Below are 23,115 nucleotides of genomic sequence, written 5' to 3'. Positions count from 1 at the left end.
CGCCGAAAGCCGACGCGCCATCCGTCAAAAAGTTACGCTTTTGATTTTAAAGGGAAAATCGACGCAAAAAACATTTTGAGGTCTCACCAACTATCGGGACCAATCGGACGATTTTGCACCCTTGCGGTGTTCCACGGCGCGGTCAAGCCGGCTCGAAAAGTACCGTCAGCGCCCCCATCGTCAGCATGTCAACGCCTACGCCCTGACGGAGCGGGTCTTATGTTGATGGACGTCAGGCCCCGGCGCGTGCCAGTTACAGGCCTGACATCGAAACCCGGGCATCGCCAATCGATTGGCGGTACCCGTTATTTCTGGCGAAACGCGGAATGGAACGACACAACCAGCGGGCCAAGAATGTAGTCGAGTGCCGTACGTTCCTCGGTAACGATCATGACCGACGCCGGCATGCCCGGATAGAGGACAATCTGTGGGGCCGCGGCCAATTCCACCGGGTCGACCGCCACGTCGGCAAGATAGTAAGGAAACCCTGTCTTGCTGTCGGTGATTCGATCCGCCGAAATGCGGGTGACGCGTCCATGGATTATGGGTATCGAACGCTGCTTGTAGGATGTGAAACGAACTTCGGCGGCCATATCGGGTCGCAGGTTTGATATATCCTCGACGCGAACCTGAGCCTGGACGATCAGTGAATTCTCGGTCGGCACGATGTCGAGGATGGTCTGGCCCGGCGCCACGATCGCACCGATCGAGAAGACACTGAGATCCATCACCTGGCCATCATAAGGCGCGCGCACTTCGGCCCGGTCCACGGCAGCCTGGGCGGCAAACATCTTGGGCACGAGGTCGGCAAGGCTCGATTGCGTATCGATCAGCATGGCCGACAGTTTGGCCCGGCGCTCATTGGTCAATTGCGCGATCTGGCTCTCGAGTTCGGCTTTGCTCTGTTGGCTGCCGCCGATTGCGCCGAGATTCTCGTCGATCAGGCCCTGCAGATCCGAGGCGGACCTTTCCAGTTCCAGGATGCGCGGGCGGGTCGTCAGTCCAGCTGTGAGCAGCTTCGACAGGCTGGCCTTCTCGTTAATCGTCGATTGCAGCTGGGCCTGGTAGGATTCGACCCGAGACTGCTTGCCCTGGATCTGCTCCTCGAGCTCGGCAATGCGCCGCTCTAGGATCTGCTTGGCGCCGGCCATCGAGGCACGCTGGCTTTCCAGATCGGCGATCTGGTTTGCCATTGCATCCTTGAGATAGTCCTCGTGCCCTTTGAGAATGTCCTTCGGAAAGGCAACAGCCTCGCTGCCATCCAGTTCAGCCCGGATCCTGGCGTCGGTTGCGCGCAACAATGCATATTGCTGGGCATAGAGGTTGAACTCGGACCGAATCCTGGTGTCGTCCAGTTTCAACATGATGTCGCCCTTCCTGACGACGTCGCCATCCTTGACACGGATCTCCTTCACCGTACCACCGTCGAAGTGCTGGACGCTTTTTCGATTGCCTTCCACCTTGACGATGGCGTCGGCGAGCACGGCGCCATTCAGCGGGGCAAAGGCCGCCCAGCCACCGAAAATGCCGAAAAAAGCCAATATAATCAGCAGGCCGATATAGGCCGGCAGCCGAATCGAATCCGGGGCCAGGATACCGGCCTCGCCGGGCAGGCTTTGGTAGGTGAGGACGCCGTCGCTCATCGATCTCTCCGGCCACAGCTCATTGGGTCGCCACCGCGATTGGGGCCGCGCGCTGGTTGAGCAGCGCCACGATCTCGTTTCTCATCCCGAAGGCCTCGACGGCGCCATCGCGCAACAGAAGGATCTTGTCGACATTCGCCAAGGTAGAGGGCCGGTGCGAGACGATGATCACCGTGCTGCCGCGGCGCTTCAGCTCAATTGCGCAGTCGCTCAGCGCGCGATCGCCATCGGCGTCGAGATTGGAGCTCGGCTCGTCGAGAATGATCAGTTTCGGCATTCCGAACACCGCCCGGGCAAGAGCGATCCGTTGCCGGTATCCTCCTGAAAGAACTGCGCCGCCTTCGCCGATCTGGGTCTCGTAACCTTGCGGCAGGCGAATGATCATCTCATGCACGCCGGCGAGCCGCGCGGCGTCGATCACCTCCTGGTCGACACTGGTCTTGAAGCGGCCGATGTTGGCAGCGACCGTATCGGAGAAGAGTTCGATATCCTGCGGCAGGTAGCCGATGTGGTCGCCGAGCGCGTCGTGCCCCCATTGCGACAGGTCGGCCCCATCCAGCCTGACGGTGCCGCGGCTGGGCTGCATGACGCCCGCGAGATGACGCGCCAGCGTCGACTTGCCGGCGCCGGAAGGGCCGACGATTCCCAGCGCCTCGCCTGCGTCCAGCCGGAATGATACGTCCCGGAGAAGCACTTTCTGCTGGCTGGCGATCGCAAAGCTGACCTGCTCGACCGAAATCTTGCCGCTGGGCTTCGGCAGGTTGAACGATCTTTCGTCCCGCGCGCTCCCGTCGACCAGCTTCTCGACCCTTGCCAACGCCGCCCGCGCCAGGAGCAGGCTGCGCCAGAGGCCGACGATCTGTTCCACAGGCTGCAGCCCCCGGCCGAGCAAGAGGCTCGCCGCGAACATGGTGCCGCCGGTGATCTGCCGTTCTATCACCAGATAGGCACCGAGGCCGAGGATCAGCGACTGCATGGTGAGCCGCAGGAACCGGATAAGGCCCGACATCAAAGCGGCACGGTCGCTTGCCTCCGCCTGGCGCCGCAGCGCCAGGTTGCGGTCGCGCCCCCAGCGGCGGATGAGACCGTCGATCATCCCCATGGCGCGAACGACTTCCGCGTTCCTGAGGCTCATCTCGGTAAAGTTATAATTGTTCGTCGCCAGCTCGTTTGCCTGCTTCAGCGGCGAGCGCACGAGATACTCGTTGAGCACCGCCATGGCGATCAAGAGCAATGAGCAGCCCAATGCGAAGAAGCCGAGCCACGGATGCAGCACGAAGATGATGCCGATGTAGATGGGCGACCATGGCAGGTCAAACAGGGCGTGGATGCCGCTGCCGGTGATGACCTGCCTGAACGTGTCGAAGTCGCGGATAGGCTGGCTCGGCGAGGAGCCAGGCGATGGGGTCTCGACCGACGCGGCGAGGATCCTTGCCGACAGCAGCCGGTCGAGCCGCGCGCTGGCACGCGTCAGAATCCAGGCGCGCACCAAATCGAGGCCGGCCAGCGAAAGGAAGGCCGCAAGCAATACCAGGGTCAGCATCACCAACGTGGTTTCGCTGCCGCTGGTGACCACTCGGTCGTAAATCTGCAGCATATAGAGTGGCGAGGCGAGGTAGAGCAGATTGATCGCCAGGCTGAATGCTGCCACAACCAGGAAATAGCGGCGGCATGCCCGAAGCGCATCCTTCACAATTCTAGGCTTTCTATCCAATTTCAGAACCCCCACTCGATACTCGTCAGGCCAGGCGAGCCGCCGCTGCCGGCGGCTCTTTTCACTCACATCACCAAGTCGCTTGAAACCGCCCCGCTGCCGATGCCTGTCAGCGTGAATTCCGCCGGATTATACGAAACGACCGTGTGGCCCTGGCCGTCATCGGCAAGCTTGAAGCCGTTCGCATCATAGGCGCCCAACAGATGCAACGCGGTGCCGTGGGTGCCATCCGAAACAGTCAGAGTTCCGCCACTGCCATCCTGATTTGCCTGATAGACGGCCGCCGTTCCCGCACCGAAGAGGATATCGGCGAGGTCCAGCCTGTCATCATTGGTGATGCCGCCGATCCGTCCGCTGTAGTCGAAGGAATCGTTGAGTTGCAGCGTACCGGCAGCATCGTGCCCGAAGGTGACGTCCGTCGACGAGGCGCCGTCAAACTCAAGCTTCGACAAATTACCGATCGTGGCATCGCCGGTGCCGGTGACCTGGCCGTGGATAACGATGTCGCCGCCATTGGCCCACAGCATGCCTGAATTCGCCAGGCCGCCGGTGATCGTCAGACCGCCGGAACCCATTGCTTCCAGCGTCCCGGAGTTGGTGACGACACTGCCTCCGGTATCGATGACCAGGGCATTCGAGCCGGAGGCGATAATGGTGCCCCTGTTGTCGAGGCTGAGCATGCCGCCGCCCAACTGGCCGGCGCCGGAGATCGTATTGTCGACATTGACCAGAGTGACGTCCGGCGCGGTGCCGGAGATGATGTTGGCGGCGCTGTCGGAGAGCAGGATCTGCCCCCCGCCCTGCAAGGTCACGCCGTGCTGGATGACCTGAAGCAGCGTGTCGCTACCGGTCGAGTCGAGCGAGATGAGGCCGCTGTTGTTGATTATGCCGCTCAGCGGCAGCAGGGCGCCGTCGCCGATCGTCATGGTGCCTGAATTGTTGACCACCGGCGTCTGGTCGAAGACGAAATTGCTTCCAGTCAGCGCGTTCGAATGTACGCCGTCCAGCGTGATGGACTGTCCGTCGCCGAGCGTTATCACCGCATTGCCGTTGGCATCGTCGGCGATATGCGTCTGGAGGTCGGCAAAGTCGGCCAATCCGTTGTAGCCGATGAGATCGATCTGATCGGCCGCCGCATCGAAATTGTGCACCGTGTCAGCGCCGATCGGTTGCGAGAAGACGAAGAGATCGTTGCCGTGGGAGCCGGTGAGCACGTCGTCACCTGACCAGGCAAAGATCGGCGAACCCGGCACGTAGGCCTCGACATTGTCGGCAATCGACGCAGTGCCCACAGTGCCGTCGGCGTTGATCCAGGTCATCTGGACATCGAGCACGGCTGCCCCGGTGAATTCGGGCGGCGTGGTGACTGTCAGTCCGTGCAAGTCGTTGGTCTGTGTGGTCCAGCTTCCGTCGGCATTATGGGTCGCGCCGTCAATGGTCCAGCCCGAAGGCACGTCCTTCACCGTGACGGTGATGAGTGCACCTTCATGCGATGGATCGGTCAGGGCAAGGTTGATGGGCTCGCCGGACGTGCCGGCGGGTTTGAGGCCGCCTTGGGTCGCGGCTGCGTTCGTATGACCTGCATTATCCGAGAATGCTCCGGCATCGATATTAAGGGTGTAGGACGATCCATTGTTGCTTCCAGCGCCTTTGTCGACGAGGAATGTATACTGAGTGTGGGCTGCGTTGAAGCTTCCCGACCCTGCGATCACGCTGACATTTGGCAGGCCAGATACATGCATCACGTCAGATAGATTGGCAAAATTCGTATGGACGGCCGTAGTAAACGTTATGGTGACAGTGCTTGGCTCAGAGTTATTCCCCTGTTTGCCGTCTGCCACCAAGGTAATCAGCCCAGGAGTAACTTCGTCCGTGCCGAAGACCGTCACAGCCAGGTTGGCCGATGCTGTCCCGCCATGCCCGTCCGAAACAGTGTAGGTGAAGCTGTCCGTCACAGTCTGGCCCGCCGCCAGAGCCTGCACATTGGCTTGGGCGTTCGCCAGCGTATAGGTATAGGCGCCGGTCGCCTTCGTGATGACCACGGTGCCATAGGTTCCGGTCTTGGTGAATGTGGTGCCGTTGTCGATGCCGCCCGAGAGCGCGGATACAGCCAGTGTATCGGCATCCGGATCGGTATCGGCATGGTCCGAGAACGTTCCCGACGGTGCACCGGCATGCGCGAGTGTCTGAAGCACGTTGCCAGTTGCGCTTGTGTTGGTGTCTTCCTTCGCCCAATTGGTATCAGCGACAGCGACTGGTGCGCCGTTGTCATTGGTGCCATTGACGGTGATGGTCAGGTTGGCGGTCGACGAGCCGCCATGGTTGTCGGCGTTGGTGTAGGTGAAGACGTCGGTGACGCTGGCGCCCTCGGCCAGTGCCTGCACCGAGGCCTTGGAGTTGTCGAGCGTATAGGTGTAGGTGCCGTTGCTGTTGAGGTGCAGCGTGCCGTAGGTGCCGAGCAAGTCGGCGCCGACATTGCCGGCCGAACCGTTGACAGCACTAACCGTGTGGGTATCGCCCGTGTCGACATCGGTGTCGTTGGTCAGCACATTGCCGCTGACCGGATTGGGCGCGGTGTCCTCTTTCACCGAATTGGTGTCGGCAACCGCGATCGGGCCGTCATTGGTGCCATTGACGGTGATGGTCAGGCTGGAGTTCGATGAGCCGCCATGGTTGTCGGCATTGGTGTAGGTGAAGACGTCGGTGACGCTGGCGCCCTCGGCCAGTGCCTGCACCGAGGCCTTGGAGTTGTCGAGCGTATAGGTGTAGGTGCCGTTGCTGTTGAGGTGCAGCGTGCCGTAGGTGCCGAGCAAGTCGGCGCCGACATTGCCGGCCGAACCGTTGACAGCACTAACCGTGTGGGTATCGCCCGTGTCGACGTCGGTGTCGTTGGTCAGCACATTGCCGCTGACCGGATTGGGCGCGGTGTCCTCTTTCACCGAATTGGTGTCGGCAACCGCGATCGGGCCGTCATTGGTGCCATTGACGGTGATGGTCAGGCTGGAGTTCGATGAGCCGCCATGATTGTCGGCGTTGGTGTAGCTGAAGACGTCGGTGACGCTGGCACCCTCGGCCAGTGCCTGCACCGAGGCCTTGGAGTTGTCGAGCGTGTAGGTGTAGGTGCCGTTGCTGTTGAGGTGCAGCGTGCCATAGGTGCCGGCAATGTCGGCGCCGACATTGCCACCCGACCCGTTGACGGCGGTGACGCTGTGGGTATCGCCCGTGTCGACATCGGTGTCGTTGGTCAGCACATTGCCGCTGACCGGATTGGGCGCGGTGTCCTCTTTCACCGAATTGGTGTCGGCAACCGCGATCGGGCCGTCATTGGTGCCATTGACGGTGATGGTCAGGCTGGAGCTCGACGAGCCGCCATGGTTGTCGGCGTTGGTGTAGCTGAAGACGTCGGTGACGCTGGCGCCCTCGGCCAGTGCCTGCACCGAGGCCTTGGAGTTGTCGAGCGTATAGGTGTAGGTGCCGTTGCTGTTGAGGTGCAGCGTGCCGTAGGTGCCGAGCAAGTCGGCGCCGACATTGCCGGCCGAACCGTTGACAGCACTAACCGTGTGGGTATCGCCCGTGTCGACGTCGGTGTCGTTGGTCAGCACATTGCCGCTGACCGGATTGGGCGCGGTGTCCTCTTTCACCGAATTGGTGTCGGCGACCGCGACCGGACCGTCATTGGTGCCGTTGACGGTGATGGTCAGGCTGGAGTTCGATGAGCCGCCATGATTGTCGGCATTGGTGTAGGTGAAGACGTCGGTGACGCTGGCGCCCTCGGCCAGTGCCTGCACCGAGGCCTTGGAGTTGTCGAGCGTATAGGTGTAGGTGCCGTTGCTGTTGAGGTGCAGCGTGCCGTAGGTGCCGAGCAAGTCGGCGCCGACATTGCCGGCCGAACCGTTGACAGCACTAACCGTGTGGGTATCGCCAGTGTCGACATCGGTGTCGTTGGTCAGCACATTGCCGCTGACCGGATTGGGCGCGGTGTCCTCTTTTACTGAATTGGTGTCGGCAACCGCGACCGGGCCGTCATTGGTGCCATTGATGGTGATGGTGACGTCCTGCGTGGTAGTGGCGCCAAAATCGTCGGTGACGGTGACCGTGAAGGTGTCGGTGTGGCTCTCGCCCTGGGCGAGGTTCTGGTGGGCGGCATTGTCGAGCGTGTAGGTCCAGGCGCCGGTGGCGGGATCGATGACGAAGGAGCCATAGCTGCCGGTGTTGTCGCCCGAATAGGTCTGGTGGTCGCCATTGTCGACGTCGGAGGCCTGGACCTGGCCGGTCGCCGTCAGCTGCGTGTCTTCCGTGACCGAGCCGGTCTGGACGCCGGAGGTGATCACCGGGCCGTCATTGGTGCCGTTGATGGTGATGGTGACGTCCTGCGTGGTGGTGGCGCCAAAATCGTCGGTGACGGTGACCGTGAAGGTGTCGGTGTGGCTCTCGCCCTGGGCGAGGTTCTGGTGGGCGGCATTGTCGAGTGTGTAGGTCCAGGCGCCGGTGGCGGGATCGATGACGAAGGAGCCATAGCTGCCGGTGTTGTCGCCCGAATAGGTCTGGTGGTCGCCATTGTCGACGTCGGAGGCCTGGACCTGGCCGGTCGCCGTCAGCTGCGTGTCTTCCGTGACCGAGCCGGTCTGGACGCCGGAGGTGATCACCGGGCCGTCATTGGTGCCGTTGATGGTGATGGTGACGTCCTGCGTGGTGGTGGCGCCAAAATCGTCGGTGACGGTGACCGTGAAGGTGTCGGTGTGGCTCTCGCCCTGGGCAAGGTTCTGGTGGGCGGCATTGTCGAGTGTGTAGGTCCAGGCGCCGGTGGCGGGATCGATGACGAAGGAGCCATAGCTGCCGGTGGTGTCGCCCGAATAGGTCTGGTGGTCGCCATTGTCGACGTCGGAGGCCTGGACCTGGCCGGTCGCCGTCAGCTGCGTGTCTTCCGTGACCGAGCCGGTCTGGACGCCGGAGGTGATCACCGGGCCGTCATTGGTGCCGTTGATGGTGATGGTGACGTCCTGCGTGGTGGTGGCGCCAAAATCGTCGGTGACGGTGACCGTGAAGGTGTCGGTGTGGCTCTCGCCCTGGGCAAGGTTCTGGTGGGCGGCATTGTCGAGCGTGTAGGTCCAGGCGCCGGTGGCGGGATCGATGACGAAGGAGCCATAGCTGCCGGTGGTGTCGCCCGAATAGGTCTGGTGGTCGCCATTGTCGACGTCGGAGGCCTGGACCTGGCCGGTCGCCGTCAGCTGCGTGTCTTCCGTGACCGAGCCGGTCTGGACGCCGGAGGTGATCACCGGGCCGTCATTGGTGCCGTTGATGGTGATGGTGACGTCCTGCGTGGTGGTGGCGCCAAAATCGTCGGTGACGGTGACCGTGAAGGTGTCGGTGTGGCTCTCGCCCTGGGCGAGGTTCTGGTGGGCGGCATTGTCGAGCGTGTAGGTCCAGGCGCCGGTGGCGGGATCGATGACGAAGGAGCCATAGCTGCCGGTGGTGTCGCCCGAATAGGTCTGGTGGTCGCCATTGTCGACGTCGGAGGCCTGGACCTGGCCGGTCGCCGTCAGCTGCGTGTCTTCCGTGACCGAGCCGGTCTGGACGCCGGAGGTGATCACCGGGCCGTCATTGGTGCCGTTGATGGTGATGGTGACGTCCTGCGTGGTGGTGGCGCCAAAATCGTCGGTGACGGTGACCGTGAAGGTGTCGGTGTGGCTCTCGCCCTGGGCGAGGTTCTGGTGGGCGGCATTGTCGAGCGTGTAGGTCCAGGCGCCGGTGGCGGGATCGATGACGAAGGAGCCATAGCTGCCGGTGTTGTCGCCCGAATAGGTCTGGTGGTCGCCATTGTCGACGTCGGAGGCCTGGACCTGGCCGGTCGCCGTCAGCTGCGTGTCTTCCGTGACCGAGCCGGTCTGGACGCCGGAGGTGATCACCGGGCCGTCATTGGTGCCGTTGATGGTGATGGTGACGTCCTGCGTGGTGGTGGCGCCAAAATCGTCGGTGACGGTGACCGTGAAGGTGTCGGTGTGGCTCTCGCCCTGGGCGAGGTTCTGGTGGGCGGCATTGTCGAGCGTGTAGGTCCAGGCGCCGGTGGCGGGATCGATGACGAAGGAGCCATAGCTGCCGGTGTTGTCGCCCGAATAGGTCTGGTGGTCGCCATTGTCGACGTCGGAGGCCTGGACCTGGCCGGTCGCCGTCAGCTGCGTGTCTTCCGTGACCGAGCCGGTCTGGACGCCGGAGGTGATCACCGGGCCGTCATTGGTGCCGTTGATGGTGATGGTGACGTCCTGCGTGGTGGTGGCGCCAAAATCGTCGGTGACGGTGACCGTGAAGGTGTCGGTGTGGCTCTCGCCCTGGGCAAGGTTCTGGTGGGCGGCATTGTCGAGCGTGTAGGTCCAGGCGCCGGTGGCGGGATCGATGACGAAGGAGCCATAGCTGCCGGTGTTGTCGCCCGAATAGGTCTGGTGGTCGCCATTGTCGACGTCGGAGGCCTGGACCTGGCCGGTCGCCGTCAGCTGCGTGTCTTCCGTGACCGAGCCGGTCTGGACGCCGGAGGTGATCACCGGGCCGTCATTGGTGCCGTTGATGGTGATGGTGACGTCCTGCGTGGTGGTGGCGCCAAAATCGTCGGTGACGGTGACCGTGAAGGTGTCGGTGTGGCTCTCGCCCTGGGCAAGGTTCTGGTGGGCGGCATTGTCGAGCGTGTAGGTCCAGGCGCCGGTGGCGGGATCGATGACGAAGGAGCCATAGCTGCCGGTGTTGTCGCCCGAATAGGTCTGGTGGTCGCCATTGTCGACGTCGGAGGCCTGGACCTGGCCGGTCGCCGTCAGCTGCGTGTCTTCCGTGACCGAGCCGGTCTGGACGCCGGAGGTGATCACCGGGCCGTCATTGGTGCCGTTGATGGTGATGGTGACGTCCTGCGTGGTGGTGGCGCCAAAATCGTCGGTGACGGTGACCGTGAAGGTGTCGGTGTGGCTCTCGCCCTGGGCGAGGTTCTGGTGGGCGGCATTGTCGAGCGTGTAGGTCCAGGCGCCGGTGGCGGGATCGATGACGAAGGAGCCATAGCTGCCGGTGTTGTCGCCCGAATAGGTCTGGTGGTCGCCATTGTCGACGTCGGAGGCCTGGACCTGGCCGGTCGCCGTCAGCTGCGTGTCTTCCGTGACCGAGCCGGTCTGGACGCCGGAGGTGATCACCGGGCCGTCATTGGTGCCGTTGATGGTGATGGTGACGTCCTGCGTGGTGGTGGCGCCAAAATCGTCGGTGACGGTGACCGTGAAGGTGTCGGTGTGGCTCTCGCCCTGGGCAAGGTTCTGGTGGGCGGCATTGTCGAGCGTGTAGGTCCAGGCGCCGGTGGCGGGATCGATGACGAAGGAGCCATAGCTGCCGGTGTTGTCGCCCGAATAGGTCTGGTGGTCGCCATTGTCGACGTCGGAGGCCTGGACCTGGCCGGTCGCCGTCAGCTGCGTGTCTTCCGTGACCGAGCCGGTCTGGACGCCGGAGGTGATCACCGGGCCGTCATTGGTGCCGTTGATGGTGATGGTGACGTCCTGCGTGGTGGTGGCGCCAAAATCGTCGGTGACGGTGACCGTGAAGGTGTCGGTGTGGCTCTCGCCCTGGGCAAGGTTCTGGTGGGCGGCATTGTCGAGCGTGTAGGTCCAGGCGCCGGTGGCGGGATCGATGACGAAGGAGCCATAGGTGCCGGTGTTGTCGCCCGAATAGGTCTGGTGGTCGCCATTGTCGACGTCGGAGGCCTGGACCTGGCCGGTCGCCGTCAGCTGCGTGTCTTCCGTGACCGAGCCGGTCTGGACGCCGGAGGTGATCACCGGGCCGTCATTGGTGCCGTTGATGGTCACCGTCAGGCTGGAGTTCGATGAGCCGCCATGGTTGTCTGAGTTGGTGTAGCTGAAGACGTCGGTGACGCTGGTGCCCTCGGCCAACGCCTGCACCGAGGCCTTGGAGTTGTCGAGCGTGTAGGTGTAGGTGCCGTCGCTGTTGAGGTGCAGCGTGCCATAGGTGCCGGCAATGTCGGCGCCGACATTGCCACCCGACCCGTTGACAGCACTAACCGTGTGGGTATCGCCCGTGTCGACGTCGGTGTCGTTGGTCAGCACATTGCCGCTGACCGGATTGGGCGCGGTGTCCTCTTTCACCGAATTGGTGTCGGCAACCGCGATCGGGCCGTCATTGGTGCCATTGACGGTGATGGTCAGGCTGGAGTTCGATGAGCCGCCATGATTGTCGGCGTTGGTGTAGCTGAAGACGTCGGTGACGCTGGCACCCTCGGCCAGTGCCTGCACCGAGGCCTTGGAGTTGTCGAGCGTGTAGGTGTAGGTGCCGTTGCTGTTGAGGTGCAGCGTGCCATAGGTGCCGGCAATGTCGGCGCCGACATTGCCACCCGACCCGTTGACGGCGGTGACGCTGTGGGTATCGCCCGTGTCGACATCGGTGTCGTTGGTCAGCACATTGCCGCTGACCGGATTGGGCGCGGTGTCCTCTTTCACCGAATTGGTGTCGGCAACCGCGATCGGGCCGTCATTGGTGCCATTGACGGTGATGGTCAGGCTGGAGCTCGACGAGCCGCCATGGTTGTCGGCGTTGGTGTAGCTGAAGACGTCGGTGACGCTGGCGCCCTCGGCCAGTGCCTGCACCGAGGCCTTGGAGTTGTCGAGCGTATAGGTGTAGGTGCCGTTGCTGTTGAGGTGCAGCGTGCCGTAGGTGCCGAGCAAGTCGGCGCCGACATTGCCGGCCGAACCGTTGACAGCACTAACCGTGTGGGTATCGCCCGTGTCGACGTCGGTGTCGTTGGTCAGCACATTGCCGCTGACCGGATTGGGCGCGGTGTCCTCTTTCACCGAATTGGTGTCGGCGACCGCGACCGGACCGTCATTGGTGCCATTGACGGTGATGGTCAGGCTGGAGTTCGATGAGCCGCCATGATTGTCGGCGTTGGTGTAGCTGAAGACGTCGGTGACGCTGGCACCCTCGGCCAACGCCTGCACCGAGGCCTTGGAGTTGTCGAGCGTGTAGGTGTAGGTGCCGTTGCTGTTGAGGTGCAGCGTGCCGTAGGTGCCGAGCAAGTCGGCGCCGACATTGCCGGCCGAACCGTTGACAGCACTAACCGTGTGGGTATCGCCCGTGTCGACATCGGTGTCGTTGGTCAGCACATTGCCGCTGACCGGATTGGGCGCGGTGTCCTCTTTCACCGAATTGGTGTCGGCAACCGCGATCGGGCCGTCATTGGTGCCATTGACGGTGATGGTCAGGCTGGAGTTCGATGAGCCGCCATGATTGTCGGCGTTGGTGTAGGTGAAGACGTCGGTGACGCTGGCGCCCTCGGCCAGTGCCTGCACCGAGGCCTTGGAGTTGTCGAGCGTATAGGTGTAGGTGCCGTTGCTGTTGAGGTGCAGCGTGCCGTAGGTGCCGAGCAAGTCGGCGCCGACATTGCCGGCCGAACCGTTGACAGCACTAACCGTGTGGGTATCGCCCGTGTCGACGTCGGTGTCGTTGGTCAGCACATTGCCGCTGACCGGATTGGGCGCGGTGTCCTCTTTCACCGAATTGGTGTCGGCAACCGCGACCGGGCCGTCATTGGTGCCGTTGACGGTGATGGTCAGGCTGGAGTTCGATGAGCCGCCATGATTGTCTGAGTTGGTGTAGGTGAAGACGTCGGTGACGCTGGCACCCTCGGCCAACGCCTGCACCGAGGCCTTGGAGTTGTCGAGCGTGTAGGTGTAGGTGCCGTTGCTGTTGAGGTGCAGCGTGCCGTAGGTGCCGAGCAAGTCGGCGCCGACATTGCCGGCCGAACCGTTGACAGCACTAACCGTGTGGGTATCGCCAGTGTCGACATCGGTGTCGTTGGTCAGCACATTGCCGCTGACCGGATTGGGCGCGGTGTCCTCTTTTACTGAATTGACATTAGCAATGGCGACTGGCGCGTCATTGGTGCCAGTAATATTGACGACGATGTTATAACTCACCGTTCCGTCAGCCGACTTCACGGTCAGAGTATCCGTAACGGGCTGGCCCTGGGTCAGCGGGTCGGCGAGAGTCTGGTTGAGCGTATAGGCCCACACGCCAGTTGTGGTGTCGAAGGTGAAGGTGCCATAGGTGCCCTGCAGGCTTGGGGGAGCCTGGAAATGGTTCTGGCCGACATCGGGGTCGGTGATGATCAGCTGTCCGTGCGCGTTGGGGTCATTCAGCGTGCCATTGGCAACGCCGCCGGCCTCCACCACAGTCAGGTCGGCGCCAGGAACGGCGGTGATGATCGCGCCGTCATTGGTGCCTTGAATGTTGACCGACACGCTGGCCCAGCTCAGCGTTCCACTGCCGAGCTTGATCGCATAGGTGAAGGTCTCGTTGATCTGATCGCCCGCACCCATGGCCTGCAGGCTCGCGAAGCCATGTGCCGCCAGATACCCGCTAAGGTCCATCTCGACCTTGCCGTTGTTGATGCGGATGGAAACCCCGCCACCGATGCTTTCCCAGGCTGAAACGCCGGTTGCCTGAACGTCCTGAGACGTCAGGTCGATCGGCGCGTATTGCTTCGTGGCCGTCGAAGCGGAAACCCCGTCGTCCACCGAGAAGAGCGACTTTGCGTTTCCACCCTGATCGTTGGCCATCACATCTAGAACTATGATGGTTTGGGAACCTGACGCGAGGACGACCGTATCCTCGGTGAGATTGAAAACGTCATCGTTCGCCTGCGGCGTGTTTGAGAAAGACACTGTGGTTCCACCCGCATCGGCGATTTTAGAAGCCATTTTCAACCCCTTTGTTGTTTAAGAACAGACGCCCCATCTGCTTCATTGACAGTACTGAACGACCGGCTCTTTCCAGTCGAAGAATAGCCGGCGAATCTGGGCAGGCATGAATTGTCGCCGTCATCCAGACACGCCGACGCACTTGGAACAGCCGCGTTAAGCTGGCTATTCACGGGCGGATATTGTCTCGATGCTGGTCGGCGCGACTACACTGGTCGTCGCGCTGCGTTCCCTACCCAAATTACATCGTCCAACTCGTGGTTATTGGCCACGAACTTTAGATGTCCCTTATATTAGGAGATTATTAACTCTCTCGGCAGGGAAGGGTCAACATCCAAATTGATGGAACAGTTAATAGTCGAACATAGAGGGGCCAGAGTCATCCAGACCCGGCTGCGAGATCGATCGAGCGCACGCCGGATATGAGCCAAGCGCGGCGGAACATGCGGGGCAGCGTGACGAGAGCCCGCCAGCGCACCAACTGCCATACTGCCGGACCTTGATCGCCGTGACGAGGCGGAACAGACCCGCCTTTGCGCACGCCGTTCTACGCTGCAGCCACTCTCTCTTTAAAGGCCTTACTTCATGGGAGACATGGGCGCAGATCGAACTTGTCAGATCGGAGATGGAGAATGCCAGTTCAGTGGAAGTGAGATACGGATACAAGAACAATTTCCGATAGCGAAAGTCGTCACCAAAGCTACGCTAACGCTGCCGTTTGTATCCCCGTCACTCCCACTCGATCGTACCCGGCGGCTTCGACGTCACGTCGTAGACGACACGGTTGATGCCGCGGACTTCGTTGATGATGCGCGTGGCGGCGGCGCCCAGGAAGGCCATGTCGTAGTGGTAGAAGTCCGCCGTCATTCCGTCGACCGAGGTGACGGCGCGCAGCGCGCAGACGAATTCGTAGGTGCGGCCGTCGCCCATCACGCCGACCGTCTGCACCGGCAAGAGCACGGCGAAGGCCTGCCAGATAGCGTCGTAGAGGCCGGCCTTGCGGATTTCGTCGAGATAGATGGCGTCGGCTTCGCGCAGGATCTCCAGCTTTTCCCGCGTAATGCCGCCGGGGCAGCGTATGGCAAGGCCAGGACCCGGGAACGGATGGCGGCCGATGAAGCTTTCGGGCAGGCCGAGCTCCTTGCCGAGCGCCCTCACCTCGTCCTTGAACAGTTCGCGCAGCGGCTCGACGAGCTGCATGTTCATGCGCTCGGGCAGGCCGCCGACATTGTGGTGCGACTTGATGGTCACCGACGGACCGCCGGTGAAGGAGACGCTTTCGATGACGTCGGGATAAAGCGTGCCTTGCGCCAGGAAATCGGCGCCGCCGAGTTTTTTGGCCTCTTCCTCGAACACTTCGATGAACAGCCGGCCGATGGTCTTGCGCTTCTTCTCGGGATCAACCTCGCCTTCCAGCGCCGAGATGAATTTTTCCGAGGCATCGACCAGGATCAGCGGCAGATTGTAGTGCTGGCGGAACATCGCCACCACGCCCGCGGCCTCGTCCTTGCGCATCAGGCCATGGTCGACGAGGATGCAGGTCAGCTGGTCGCCGACCGCTTCGTGGATCAAAAGCGCCGCGACCGAAGAATCCACCCCGCCTGACAGCGCGCAGATGACCTTGCCCTTGCCGACCTGCTTGCGGATCGCCTCGACCGCGTGTTCGCGGTAGGCGCGCATCGTCCAGTCGCCCTCAATGCCGGCAATGTTGTGGACGAAGTTCCTGAGCAGCCTGGCGCCATCGGGCGTATGCACCACCTCGGGGTGGAACATGATGCCGTACATCTTGCGCTCGACATTGCCGAAGATGGCAAAAGGCGAGCTTTCCGACTTGCCGAAGACCTGAAAACCCGGCGGCAAGGCGATGACACGGTCGCCGTGGCTCATCCACACCTGATGGCGCTGGCCGGTGGCCCAAAGGCCGTCGAACAGCGGGCTGTCTTTCTCGATCTCGACGAAGGCGCGGCCGAATTCGCGATGGTTGGAGCTTTCGGCGACGCCGCCCATCTGCACGCACATGGCCATCTGGCCGTAGCAGATGCCGAGTACCGGCACGCCGGCGTCGAAGACGATCTGCGGCGCGCGCGGGCTGCCGATATCCGATGTCGAGGCCGGACCGCCGGACAGGATCACCGCTTTTGGATTGATGCGCTTGAACGCGGCTTCGGCCGACTGGAACGGCACGATCTCGGAAAAGACGCCGGCCTCGCGGATGCGGCGGGCGATGAGCTGCGTAAACTGGCTGCCGAAATCGACAATCAGGACGGTGTCGGGATGATTGGCTGTTGTCATGGCGAGCGTTTAGAGAAAGAAATGAGTCGACGCAATGGGTTACAAAGCCGCGCCGTTCACTGAACGCCGGCCTTTTTATCGCCGGCGTCCGCCTGCCCGGCATCGAGTGTCCGCAAAGCATCCATCAGCGCCGCGAACCGCTGCTGGCCGATGCGCTCGACATAGCCATGCTCGATCTGGAGCTTGATGCGGTCGCCGTCGCGCAAGGCATCCAGACCCATGCGCGTGTAGCCGACAAGCTTGCCGCGCCCGTCTCGCGGATCGGGCAGACGCTGCACCACGCCCTCCGCCTCCAGACCGTCGAGCAATTGTTGGACCGCCTGCTTGGAGATTGCCGAACGTTCGATCAGCGCCGCCTGACGAATGCCGCCGCGGGGGATATGCCCTAGCAGCCCCGCGCGCGCTTCGGTGAACCAGCCGTGGCCGGCGGTGCGCATCGCGGCAGCGAATTCGGCCTGCCAGGCACGGCTTGCCTGCCACAGGCGCCAGCCGACGTGGTCGGGCAGCACTTCGGTTTTTTCGTCAAGCTCCTTGACCACTTTATTACGACTCCATATAGTCAAGATACTTGACGATCTTGCTTGCGTCGAGCGCTTTCGAACTCGAACCTTTGGACAGGGATAATGACAATTCTGCACAAGGATACGCTGGCCATTATCATGATCGGCACCACGCATGTCGTCGACATGGGCGGCAAGAGCGCCTTCATCCACTACGAAACCGGGGACCGGGCGCACATGCTGCTGCCGGACGGCACCCGTTTCCATGGACTTTGGACACTGCAGGACGATGGCTACAAGGTCGAATGGCGGGACGGCCCCACCGGCTCCTGGAAACTCGATCACACACCGGGAGCCATCGACTATGTCGATGCGACCGGCATTGTGCGCGGGCGCATCTCGCGCATCGATTTCGGCGATCCGCAGAGCCTCGCGGCTTGATCCTTGTTGCGATCAGGCGCCGAGCAGTCCGTCACTGACCGCCTGTTCGAGCCGCCCGACGGCGTCGGCGAGCTTTTCGTCGATGACGTGCAGATATTCGGTCCAGTCGCCGACATGCCGGAGATCGGCCGCGCCGTCGGAAATGCCGCGCAGCCCGATGAGGGGAACATTGAACAGCTGGCAGGCGCGCAGGCAGGCGAAGGTCTCCATGTCGACCATGTCGGCTGCGATTGCATCATAGGCAGCGCCGGTGATGACGGCGCCGCCGGTCGACAGCGTGGCTTGCTTGATTTCAGGAATACGAAACGGCAGCGGCACAGTCACCGGCAGGTCGAGAAACGGTGTTGCGCCCTTCTCGAAACCCAGCGGCGAGGCGTCGATGTCGCGATAGCTGACGGAGACGGCCTGATAGATTTCGGTCTGTTCCAGGGTCCGGCTGCCGGCTGAACCGAGCGATACGACGAGGTCCGGCAGGGCCTTTTCCGATTTAAGCCAGGACAGCTCGGCGCCGAGCCGGACGGCTGCCTCGACCGGGCCGACGCCGGTCATCAGCGGCGTGAACAGTTTTTGCAGATGCGGCCCATATTCGGCCAGCGCCGCCATGACAAAGAGGACGTCCTTGCCGCCAATTCGGGTAATGTTGGCCATCAGCCTGCAATCCCGTCGCGGCCAACCACCGTCATCATCGTCCCCGTCATGGTGGCAATCAGCTTGGCCTCGCCATCGGCGGCGAAGGCATAGGCCTGGCCGTCGGCAACGATGATGGTGCGGCCGGGCTTGGTCACCGAGCCACGGAACAGGAAACGTTCGCCCCTGCCCGGCGCCAGGAGATTGACCTTGAATTCGATGGTCAGCACGCCGGAATTTTCCGGCATCAGGGAAAAGGCCGCGTAGCCGCAGGCCGAGTCCAGCGCCGTCGAGATGACACCGGCATGCAGGAAGCCGTGCTGCTGGGTCAGCGCCGCCGAATAGGGCATCTCGATCTCGATGATGCCGGGGGTCACCAATGTCAGCTCGGCGCCGATCGTCGCCATCGCCTGCTGACGCGCGAAGGACGCCCTGACGCGATCCTCATAGTCCGGAGCCGGTACGATCTTTGCTGCCATCGCAATTGCCTTCACGTTTGCCGGGAAAGCTTATCGCAGAGGGATCGGCGGCAGGCAATCTCAATTGCTGCACTGCAACAATCCGCCTCGCCGGCCGTCACGCGTCGAGTGGCCGGGGATTCGGCGGATCTCAACTGGTCCGGCGCAGCGCGCAGAAATAGAACCCGTCCGTTCCGCTCAGCAATGGCGACAGTGAGATATCACCGGCGGAGCCGATCCGCGCGGCTGCCTCGTGGCCCGGAAAATGGCCGTCCCACAAACTTCGATGATCGACGGGCGCAAAGCCTTTGTGCCGCTCGCGAAATGCCGCGATCTGCTCGCCATTCTCCTCGTCGAACACCGAGCAGGTGATGTAGACCAGCAGACCGCCGGGTTTGACATACACCTTCGCGGCATCGAGAATCGCCGACTGTTCGCCCTTGCGGGCGTCGAGCTGCCTTTGCGTCAGCCGCCATTTGGCGTCGGGGCGGCGCCGCCAGGTGCCGCTGCCGGTGCAGGGCGCGTCGACCAGCACGATGTCCATGTGGTTGGCGAGGGGGCTGAGTTCGGCCGGCTTGGTGACGACCTGCACATTGCGGTTTTCCGAGCGGCGGATGCGGTCGAAGATCGGTGCCAGCCGCGCCTTTTCGGCATCGTGGGCGAAGATCTGGCCGCGATTGTCCATCGCCGCCGACAGTGCCAGCGTCTTGCCGCCGGCGCCGGCGCAGAAGTCGAGCACCTGCATGCCAGCCTCGGCGCCGGCAAGTGTCGCCGCTATTTGCGAGCCCTCGTCCTGGACCTCGAACCAGCCTTTCTGGAAGGCCGGCTCGGACTGCACGTTGGGGTGCCTGCCGTCGCCGTCGATGGGCGGAATGCGGATGCCGAGCGGCGCGATGCGCGCGGCCTCTGCTCCCGTGTCGGCCAGTTCCTTGAGCACCTTGGCGCGATCGGCCTGCAGTGTGTTGACCCTTATGTCGAGCGGCGGGCGTGTCGCCAGCGCCGCACCCTCCCCAACCCATGTCTCGCCAAAAGCCCGTTCGAAAAGCGGTTCGCACCAATCGGGAATGTCGGCCCGCACCGCGGGCGGCGCGTCGGCAAGCTGGCGACCGGCGATCGTCTGCAGCTCGGTGGCGCTGAGCAGCGGCGGCGCGAACTTGTCGCCGTCGAGCGCGTCGTTGAGCGACTGCGCCGTCTGGCCCCATTCGAGCAGCAATGCGCCGAAGCCGATGGCGCGCGGCGTGTCCTCGCCGAGCAGCCAGCCGGCGGAGCGCTTGTGGCGCAGCGCGTCGTAGACGATGTTGCCAATCGCCGCGCGATCACCACCGCCGGCGAAGCGGTGCGACAGGCCCCAATCCTTCAGCGCATCGGCCACCGGCCGGTGACGCCGGCCAATGTCCTCCAGCACTTCGATGGCCGCAGCCAGCCGTCCGCCCAGTCGCATCGGTCATTCCATCAAATCGAGATCGATCGCCTGCTCTTAGAGCCTTTCGCGTCCGGATTGAACCCCGCTCCATCAGCGACGAAGAAGCGGCCTGAAATCCATCCGATCGATAGATATCGCGGGCCGGCAACAGCAGATCGATCAATAGATGCAAGGTCTCTAATGTTTGAAACTGGCGACCGCAAGCACGGCTTGTGGCGCAACCGCTCTGCTTTCCAAGTTTTTCCGTTGGGAATACTCTTCACACCATGATTCGCGGCGCGGAAAACGTGGACCGGCGGATCGCTACGAGGAGAGGGCAATGAAAACTTATCTGGCGGAAGTTCTAGGCACGTTTCTGTTGGTGTTCATCGGCACGGCGTCGGTGGTGACGGGCGGCTTTGGCGGCGCGCTGCCGCTCGGCCAGGAAGGCATCGGTCTGGCATTCGGCATCGGCCTCATCGCGGCCGCTTACGCGATCGGTCCGATTTCGGGCGCGCATCTCAATCCGGCGGTGACGCTCGGCGTCTTCCTTGCCGGCCGGCTGCCGGCCAAGGACGTCATCCCCTACTGGATCGCGCAGATCATCGGCGCCATCCTGGCCTCGCTGGCGCTGTGGATTATCGTCTCCGGCAAGGCCAGCGAACCCATCACCAACTTCGGCGCCAATGGCTGGGACGTGGCGAAATGGGGCATGAGCTCGGCCTTCCTGTGGGAATTGATCGGCACCTTCACCTTCGTCACGGTGATCCTCGGCGTGACCGCTGAAAAGCACTCGACGGCGTTTGCCGGCCTGGTCATCGGCCTGACGCTGGCCGGCATTCACTTCGCCATGATCCCGGTCACCGGCACCTCGGTCAATCCGGCCCGCTCCATCGGCCCGGCGCTGTTCACCGGCGGTGCCGCGCTCAGCCAGCTCTGGCTGTTCATCGTCGCACCGCTGATCGGCGGCGCCATCGCCGGCGTCGTCGCCAAGGCGCGCATCTTCGAGAAGGATTGATTTTCGAAGCTGAAATGCAAAAGGCGCGGGTCATGGCCCGCGCCTTTTTTGTTGAGTGGAGAAAACTTCGCCTTGATCAGCCGGCGATGTCGAAGCGGTCGGCGTTCATCACCTTTGTCCAGGCCACGACGAAGTCTTTCGCAAACTTCGCCTTGGCGTCCACCGTCGCATAGACTTCGGCCAGCGCACGCAGCTGCGAATGCGAACCGAAGATCAGGTCGGCACGGGTGCCGGTCCACTTGACTGCGCCGGTCTTGCGGTCGCGGCCTTCGAACACGTCCTTGGCATCTGACGTCGCCTTCCACTCCGTGCCCATGTCGAGCAGGTTGACGAAGAAGTCGTTGCTCAGCGTTTCCGGCTTGTTGGTGAAGACGCCGTGCTTGGACTGCCCGGCATTGGCGCCGAGAACGCGCAGGCCACCGACGAGAACGGTCAGTTCCGGCGCCGTCAGCGTCAGCAACTGCGCGCGGTCGACCAGCGCCTCCTCGACGGTCAGGCGCTGCTTGCCGCTGGCGTAGTTGCGGAAGCCGTCAATCGTCGGTTCCAGCGGCGCGAAGGAGTGGATGTCGGTCTGCTCCTGCGAGGCATCCATGCGGCCCGGCCAGAACGGAACGTCGACGCTATGGCCGGCGGCCTTCTCGATGGCGGCGTTGCCGCCGAGAACGATCAGGTCGGCAAGCGAGACCTTCTTGCTGCCGGTCTGCGCAGCGTTGAAGTCCTTGGCGATGGCTTCGAGCTTGTCGAGCACCTTGGCCAGCTCGGCCGGCTGGTTGACGGCCCAGTCCTTCTGCGGGCTGAGGCGGATGCGCGCGCCATTGGCACCGCCGCGCTTGTCGGAACCACGGAAGGTCGAGGCCGAAGCCCAGGCCGTCGAAACCAGCTGCGACACGGACAGGCCGGAAGCCAGGATCTTGGCCTTGAGCGCCTCGGCATCCTGCTCGTCGATCAGCACATGATCGACCGCCGGAATGACGTCCTGCCAGGGCAGTTCTTCCTTCGGAACCAACGGGCCGAGATAGCGGGCGACCGGGCCCATGTCGCGGTGGGTCAGCTTGTACCAGGCGCGGGCGAAAGCGTCGGCGAACTGATCCGGATTCTCATGGAAGCGCTTCGAGATCGTTGCATAGGACGGATCGAAACGCAGCGCGAGATCGGTGGTCAGCATGGAGGGTGCGTGGCGCTTGGCCGAATTGTGTGCGTCCGGCACCGTGCCGGCGCCCGCACCACCCTTCGGCGTCCACTGATGCGCGCCGGCCGGGCTCTTGGTCAGCTCCCAGTCGAAGCCGAATAGATTGTCAAAGAAGTTGTTGCTCCATTTGGTCGGCGTCGTCGTCCAAATGACTTCCAGACCGCTGCCGATGGCGTCACCGCCCTTGCCGGTGCCGAATTTGCTCGCCCAGCCAAGGCCCTGCTGCTCGATGTCGGCGCCTTCCGGCTCGACACCCACCAGGCTCGCATCGCCGGCACCATGGGTCTTGCCGAACGTATGGCCCCCGGCGATGAGTGCGACGGTCTCCTCGTCGTTCATGGCCATGCGCGCAAAGGTGTCCCTGATGTCGCGCGCCGCGGCCAGCGGATCCGGATTGCCGTTCGGCCCTTCCGGATTGACGTAGATCAGGCCCATCTGCACGGCGCCGAGGGGATTCTGCAGGTCGCGGTCGCCGCTGTAGCGCTCGTCGGCCAGCCACTTGCCTTCGGGACCCCAATAGACGTCCTGCTCGGGCTCCCAGACATCGGCACGGCCGCCGGCAAAGCCGAAGGTCTTGAAGCCCATCGATTCCAGCGCGACGTTGCCGGTCAGGATCAGAAGGTCGGCCCAGGAGATCTTGCGGCCATATTTCTGCTTGATCGGCCACAAGAGCCGGCGGGCCTTGTCGAGGTTGACGTTATCAGGCCAGCTGTTGAGCGGCGCGAAACGCTGCTGGCCGGCCCCGGCGCCGCCGCGACCGTCGGCGATACGGTAGGTGCCGGCGCTGTGCCAGGCCATGCGGATGAACAGCGGCCCGTAATGGCCGAAATCGGCCGGCCACCATTCCTGCGAATCCGTCATCAGCGCATGCAGGTCCTTAATGACGGCGTCGAGGTCGAGGGTTTTGAATTCCTCGGCATAGTCGAATGCCTCGCCCATCGGGTCGGACAGGGACGACTGCTGATGCAGGATCTGCACGTTCAGCTGGTTCGGCCACCAGTCACGATTGGTCCTGCCAACGGCTCCGTGCGCGACGGGGCATTTGCCCGCGCTTTTGTCATCGGTGTTCGCGTCCATCTTCAGTCTCCGATTTTGCCG

Annotated in this window: 11 protein-coding genes; 2 read left to right on the top strand and 9 right to left on the bottom strand. The window is 62.9% G+C overall.

The features are described from left to right. Window positions 1-305 precede the first annotated feature (305 nt). From HB778_RS21195 to HB778_RS21175, 5 genes are all read right to left on the bottom strand, one after another. The gene (locus HB778_RS21195) at window positions 306-1,643 is read right to left on the bottom strand and encodes an HlyD family type I secretion periplasmic adaptor subunit (protein WP_183456698.1); all 1,338 of its coding nucleotides are present in this window, start codon (window positions 1,641-1,643) and stop codon (window positions 306-308) included. Window positions 1,644-1,662: 19 nt separating this feature from the next. Beyond that, on the bottom strand, window positions 1,663-3,357 hold the full coding sequence (locus HB778_RS21190) for a type I secretion system permease/ATPase (RefSeq protein ID WP_183456696.1): 1,695 nt from the start codon (window positions 3,355-3,357) through the stop codon (window positions 1,663-1,665). 65 nt (window positions 3,358-3,422) lie between these two features. Further along, window positions 3,423-14,090, bottom strand: coding sequence for a beta strand repeat-containing protein (locus HB778_RS21185; protein ID WP_183456694.1), 10,668 nt, complete (start codon window positions 14,088-14,090; stop codon window positions 3,423-3,425). A gap of 729 nt (window positions 14,091-14,819) precedes the next feature. Beyond that, entirely contained in the window at window positions 14,820-16,382 is a 1,563-nt protein-coding gene (guaA, locus tag HB778_RS21180; RefSeq protein WP_183456692.1) for a glutamine-hydrolyzing GMP synthase, read from the bottom strand. A 56-nt stretch (window positions 16,383-16,438) separates the two neighbouring features. Beyond that, complete coding sequence (locus HB778_RS21175; protein WP_183456691.1) at window positions 16,439-16,921, bottom strand: MarR family winged helix-turn-helix transcriptional regulator; 483 nt, start codon at window positions 16,919-16,921, stop codon at window positions 16,439-16,441. Between the two features lie 84 nt (window positions 16,922-17,005). Here HB778_RS21175 and HB778_RS21170 point away from each other — a divergent pair, with 84 nt between their 5' ends. Further along, window positions 17,006-17,323 carry a hypothetical protein gene (locus HB778_RS21170; protein WP_183456689.1) on the top strand — a complete coding sequence of 106 codons (318 nt, stop codon included), beginning with the start codon at window positions 17,006-17,008 and terminating at the stop codon, window positions 17,321-17,323. Window positions 17,324-17,335: 12 nt separating this feature from the next. Here HB778_RS21170 and HB778_RS21165 read toward each other — a convergent pair whose 3' ends face one another. The 3 genes from HB778_RS21165 to HB778_RS21155 form a co-directional block, all read right to left on the bottom strand. Next, complete coding sequence (locus HB778_RS21165) at window positions 17,336-17,971, bottom strand: 5'-methylthioadenosine/S-adenosylhomocysteine nucleosidase (protein ID WP_183456687.1); 636 nt, start codon at window positions 17,969-17,971, stop codon at window positions 17,336-17,338. Then, window positions 17,971-18,429 carry a PaaI family thioesterase gene (locus HB778_RS21160; protein WP_023686843.1) on the bottom strand — a complete coding sequence of 153 codons (459 nt, stop codon included), beginning with the start codon at window positions 18,427-18,429 and terminating at the stop codon, window positions 17,971-17,973. The genes HB778_RS21165 and HB778_RS21160 overlap by 1 nt, the downstream gene beginning before the upstream one ends. A 130-nt stretch (window positions 18,430-18,559) precedes the next feature. After that, window positions 18,560-19,849 (bottom strand): RsmB/NOP family class I SAM-dependent RNA methyltransferase, encoded by a 1,290-nt coding sequence (locus tag HB778_RS21155; RefSeq protein WP_183456684.1) that lies wholly within the window; start codon window positions 19,847-19,849, stop codon window positions 18,560-18,562. A 301-nt stretch (window positions 19,850-20,150) separates the two neighbouring features. Here HB778_RS21155 and HB778_RS21150 point away from each other — a divergent pair, with 301 nt between their 5' ends. Further along, window positions 20,151-20,828 (top strand): MIP family channel protein, encoded by a 678-nt coding sequence (locus HB778_RS21150; RefSeq protein ID WP_019860000.1) that lies wholly within the window; start codon window positions 20,151-20,153, stop codon window positions 20,826-20,828. 76 nt (window positions 20,829-20,904) lie between these two features. Here the strand turns inward: HB778_RS21150 and katG are convergent, their stop codons facing one another. Beyond that, window positions 20,905-23,094, bottom strand: coding sequence for a catalase/peroxidase HPI (gene katG, locus HB778_RS21145; protein ID WP_183456682.1), 2,190 nt, complete (start codon window positions 23,092-23,094; stop codon window positions 20,905-20,907). Window positions 23,095-23,115: the final 21 nt, after the last annotated feature.

This window comes from Mesorhizobium huakuii (assembly GCF_014189455.1).
In the GTDB taxonomy this organism is placed as follows: Bacteria; Pseudomonadota; Alphaproteobacteria; order Rhizobiales; family Rhizobiaceae; genus Mesorhizobium; species Mesorhizobium huakuii_A.
The sequence above is the reverse complement of the archived record's forward strand: the minus strand, read 5'-3'. Positions and strand labels throughout refer to the sequence as shown.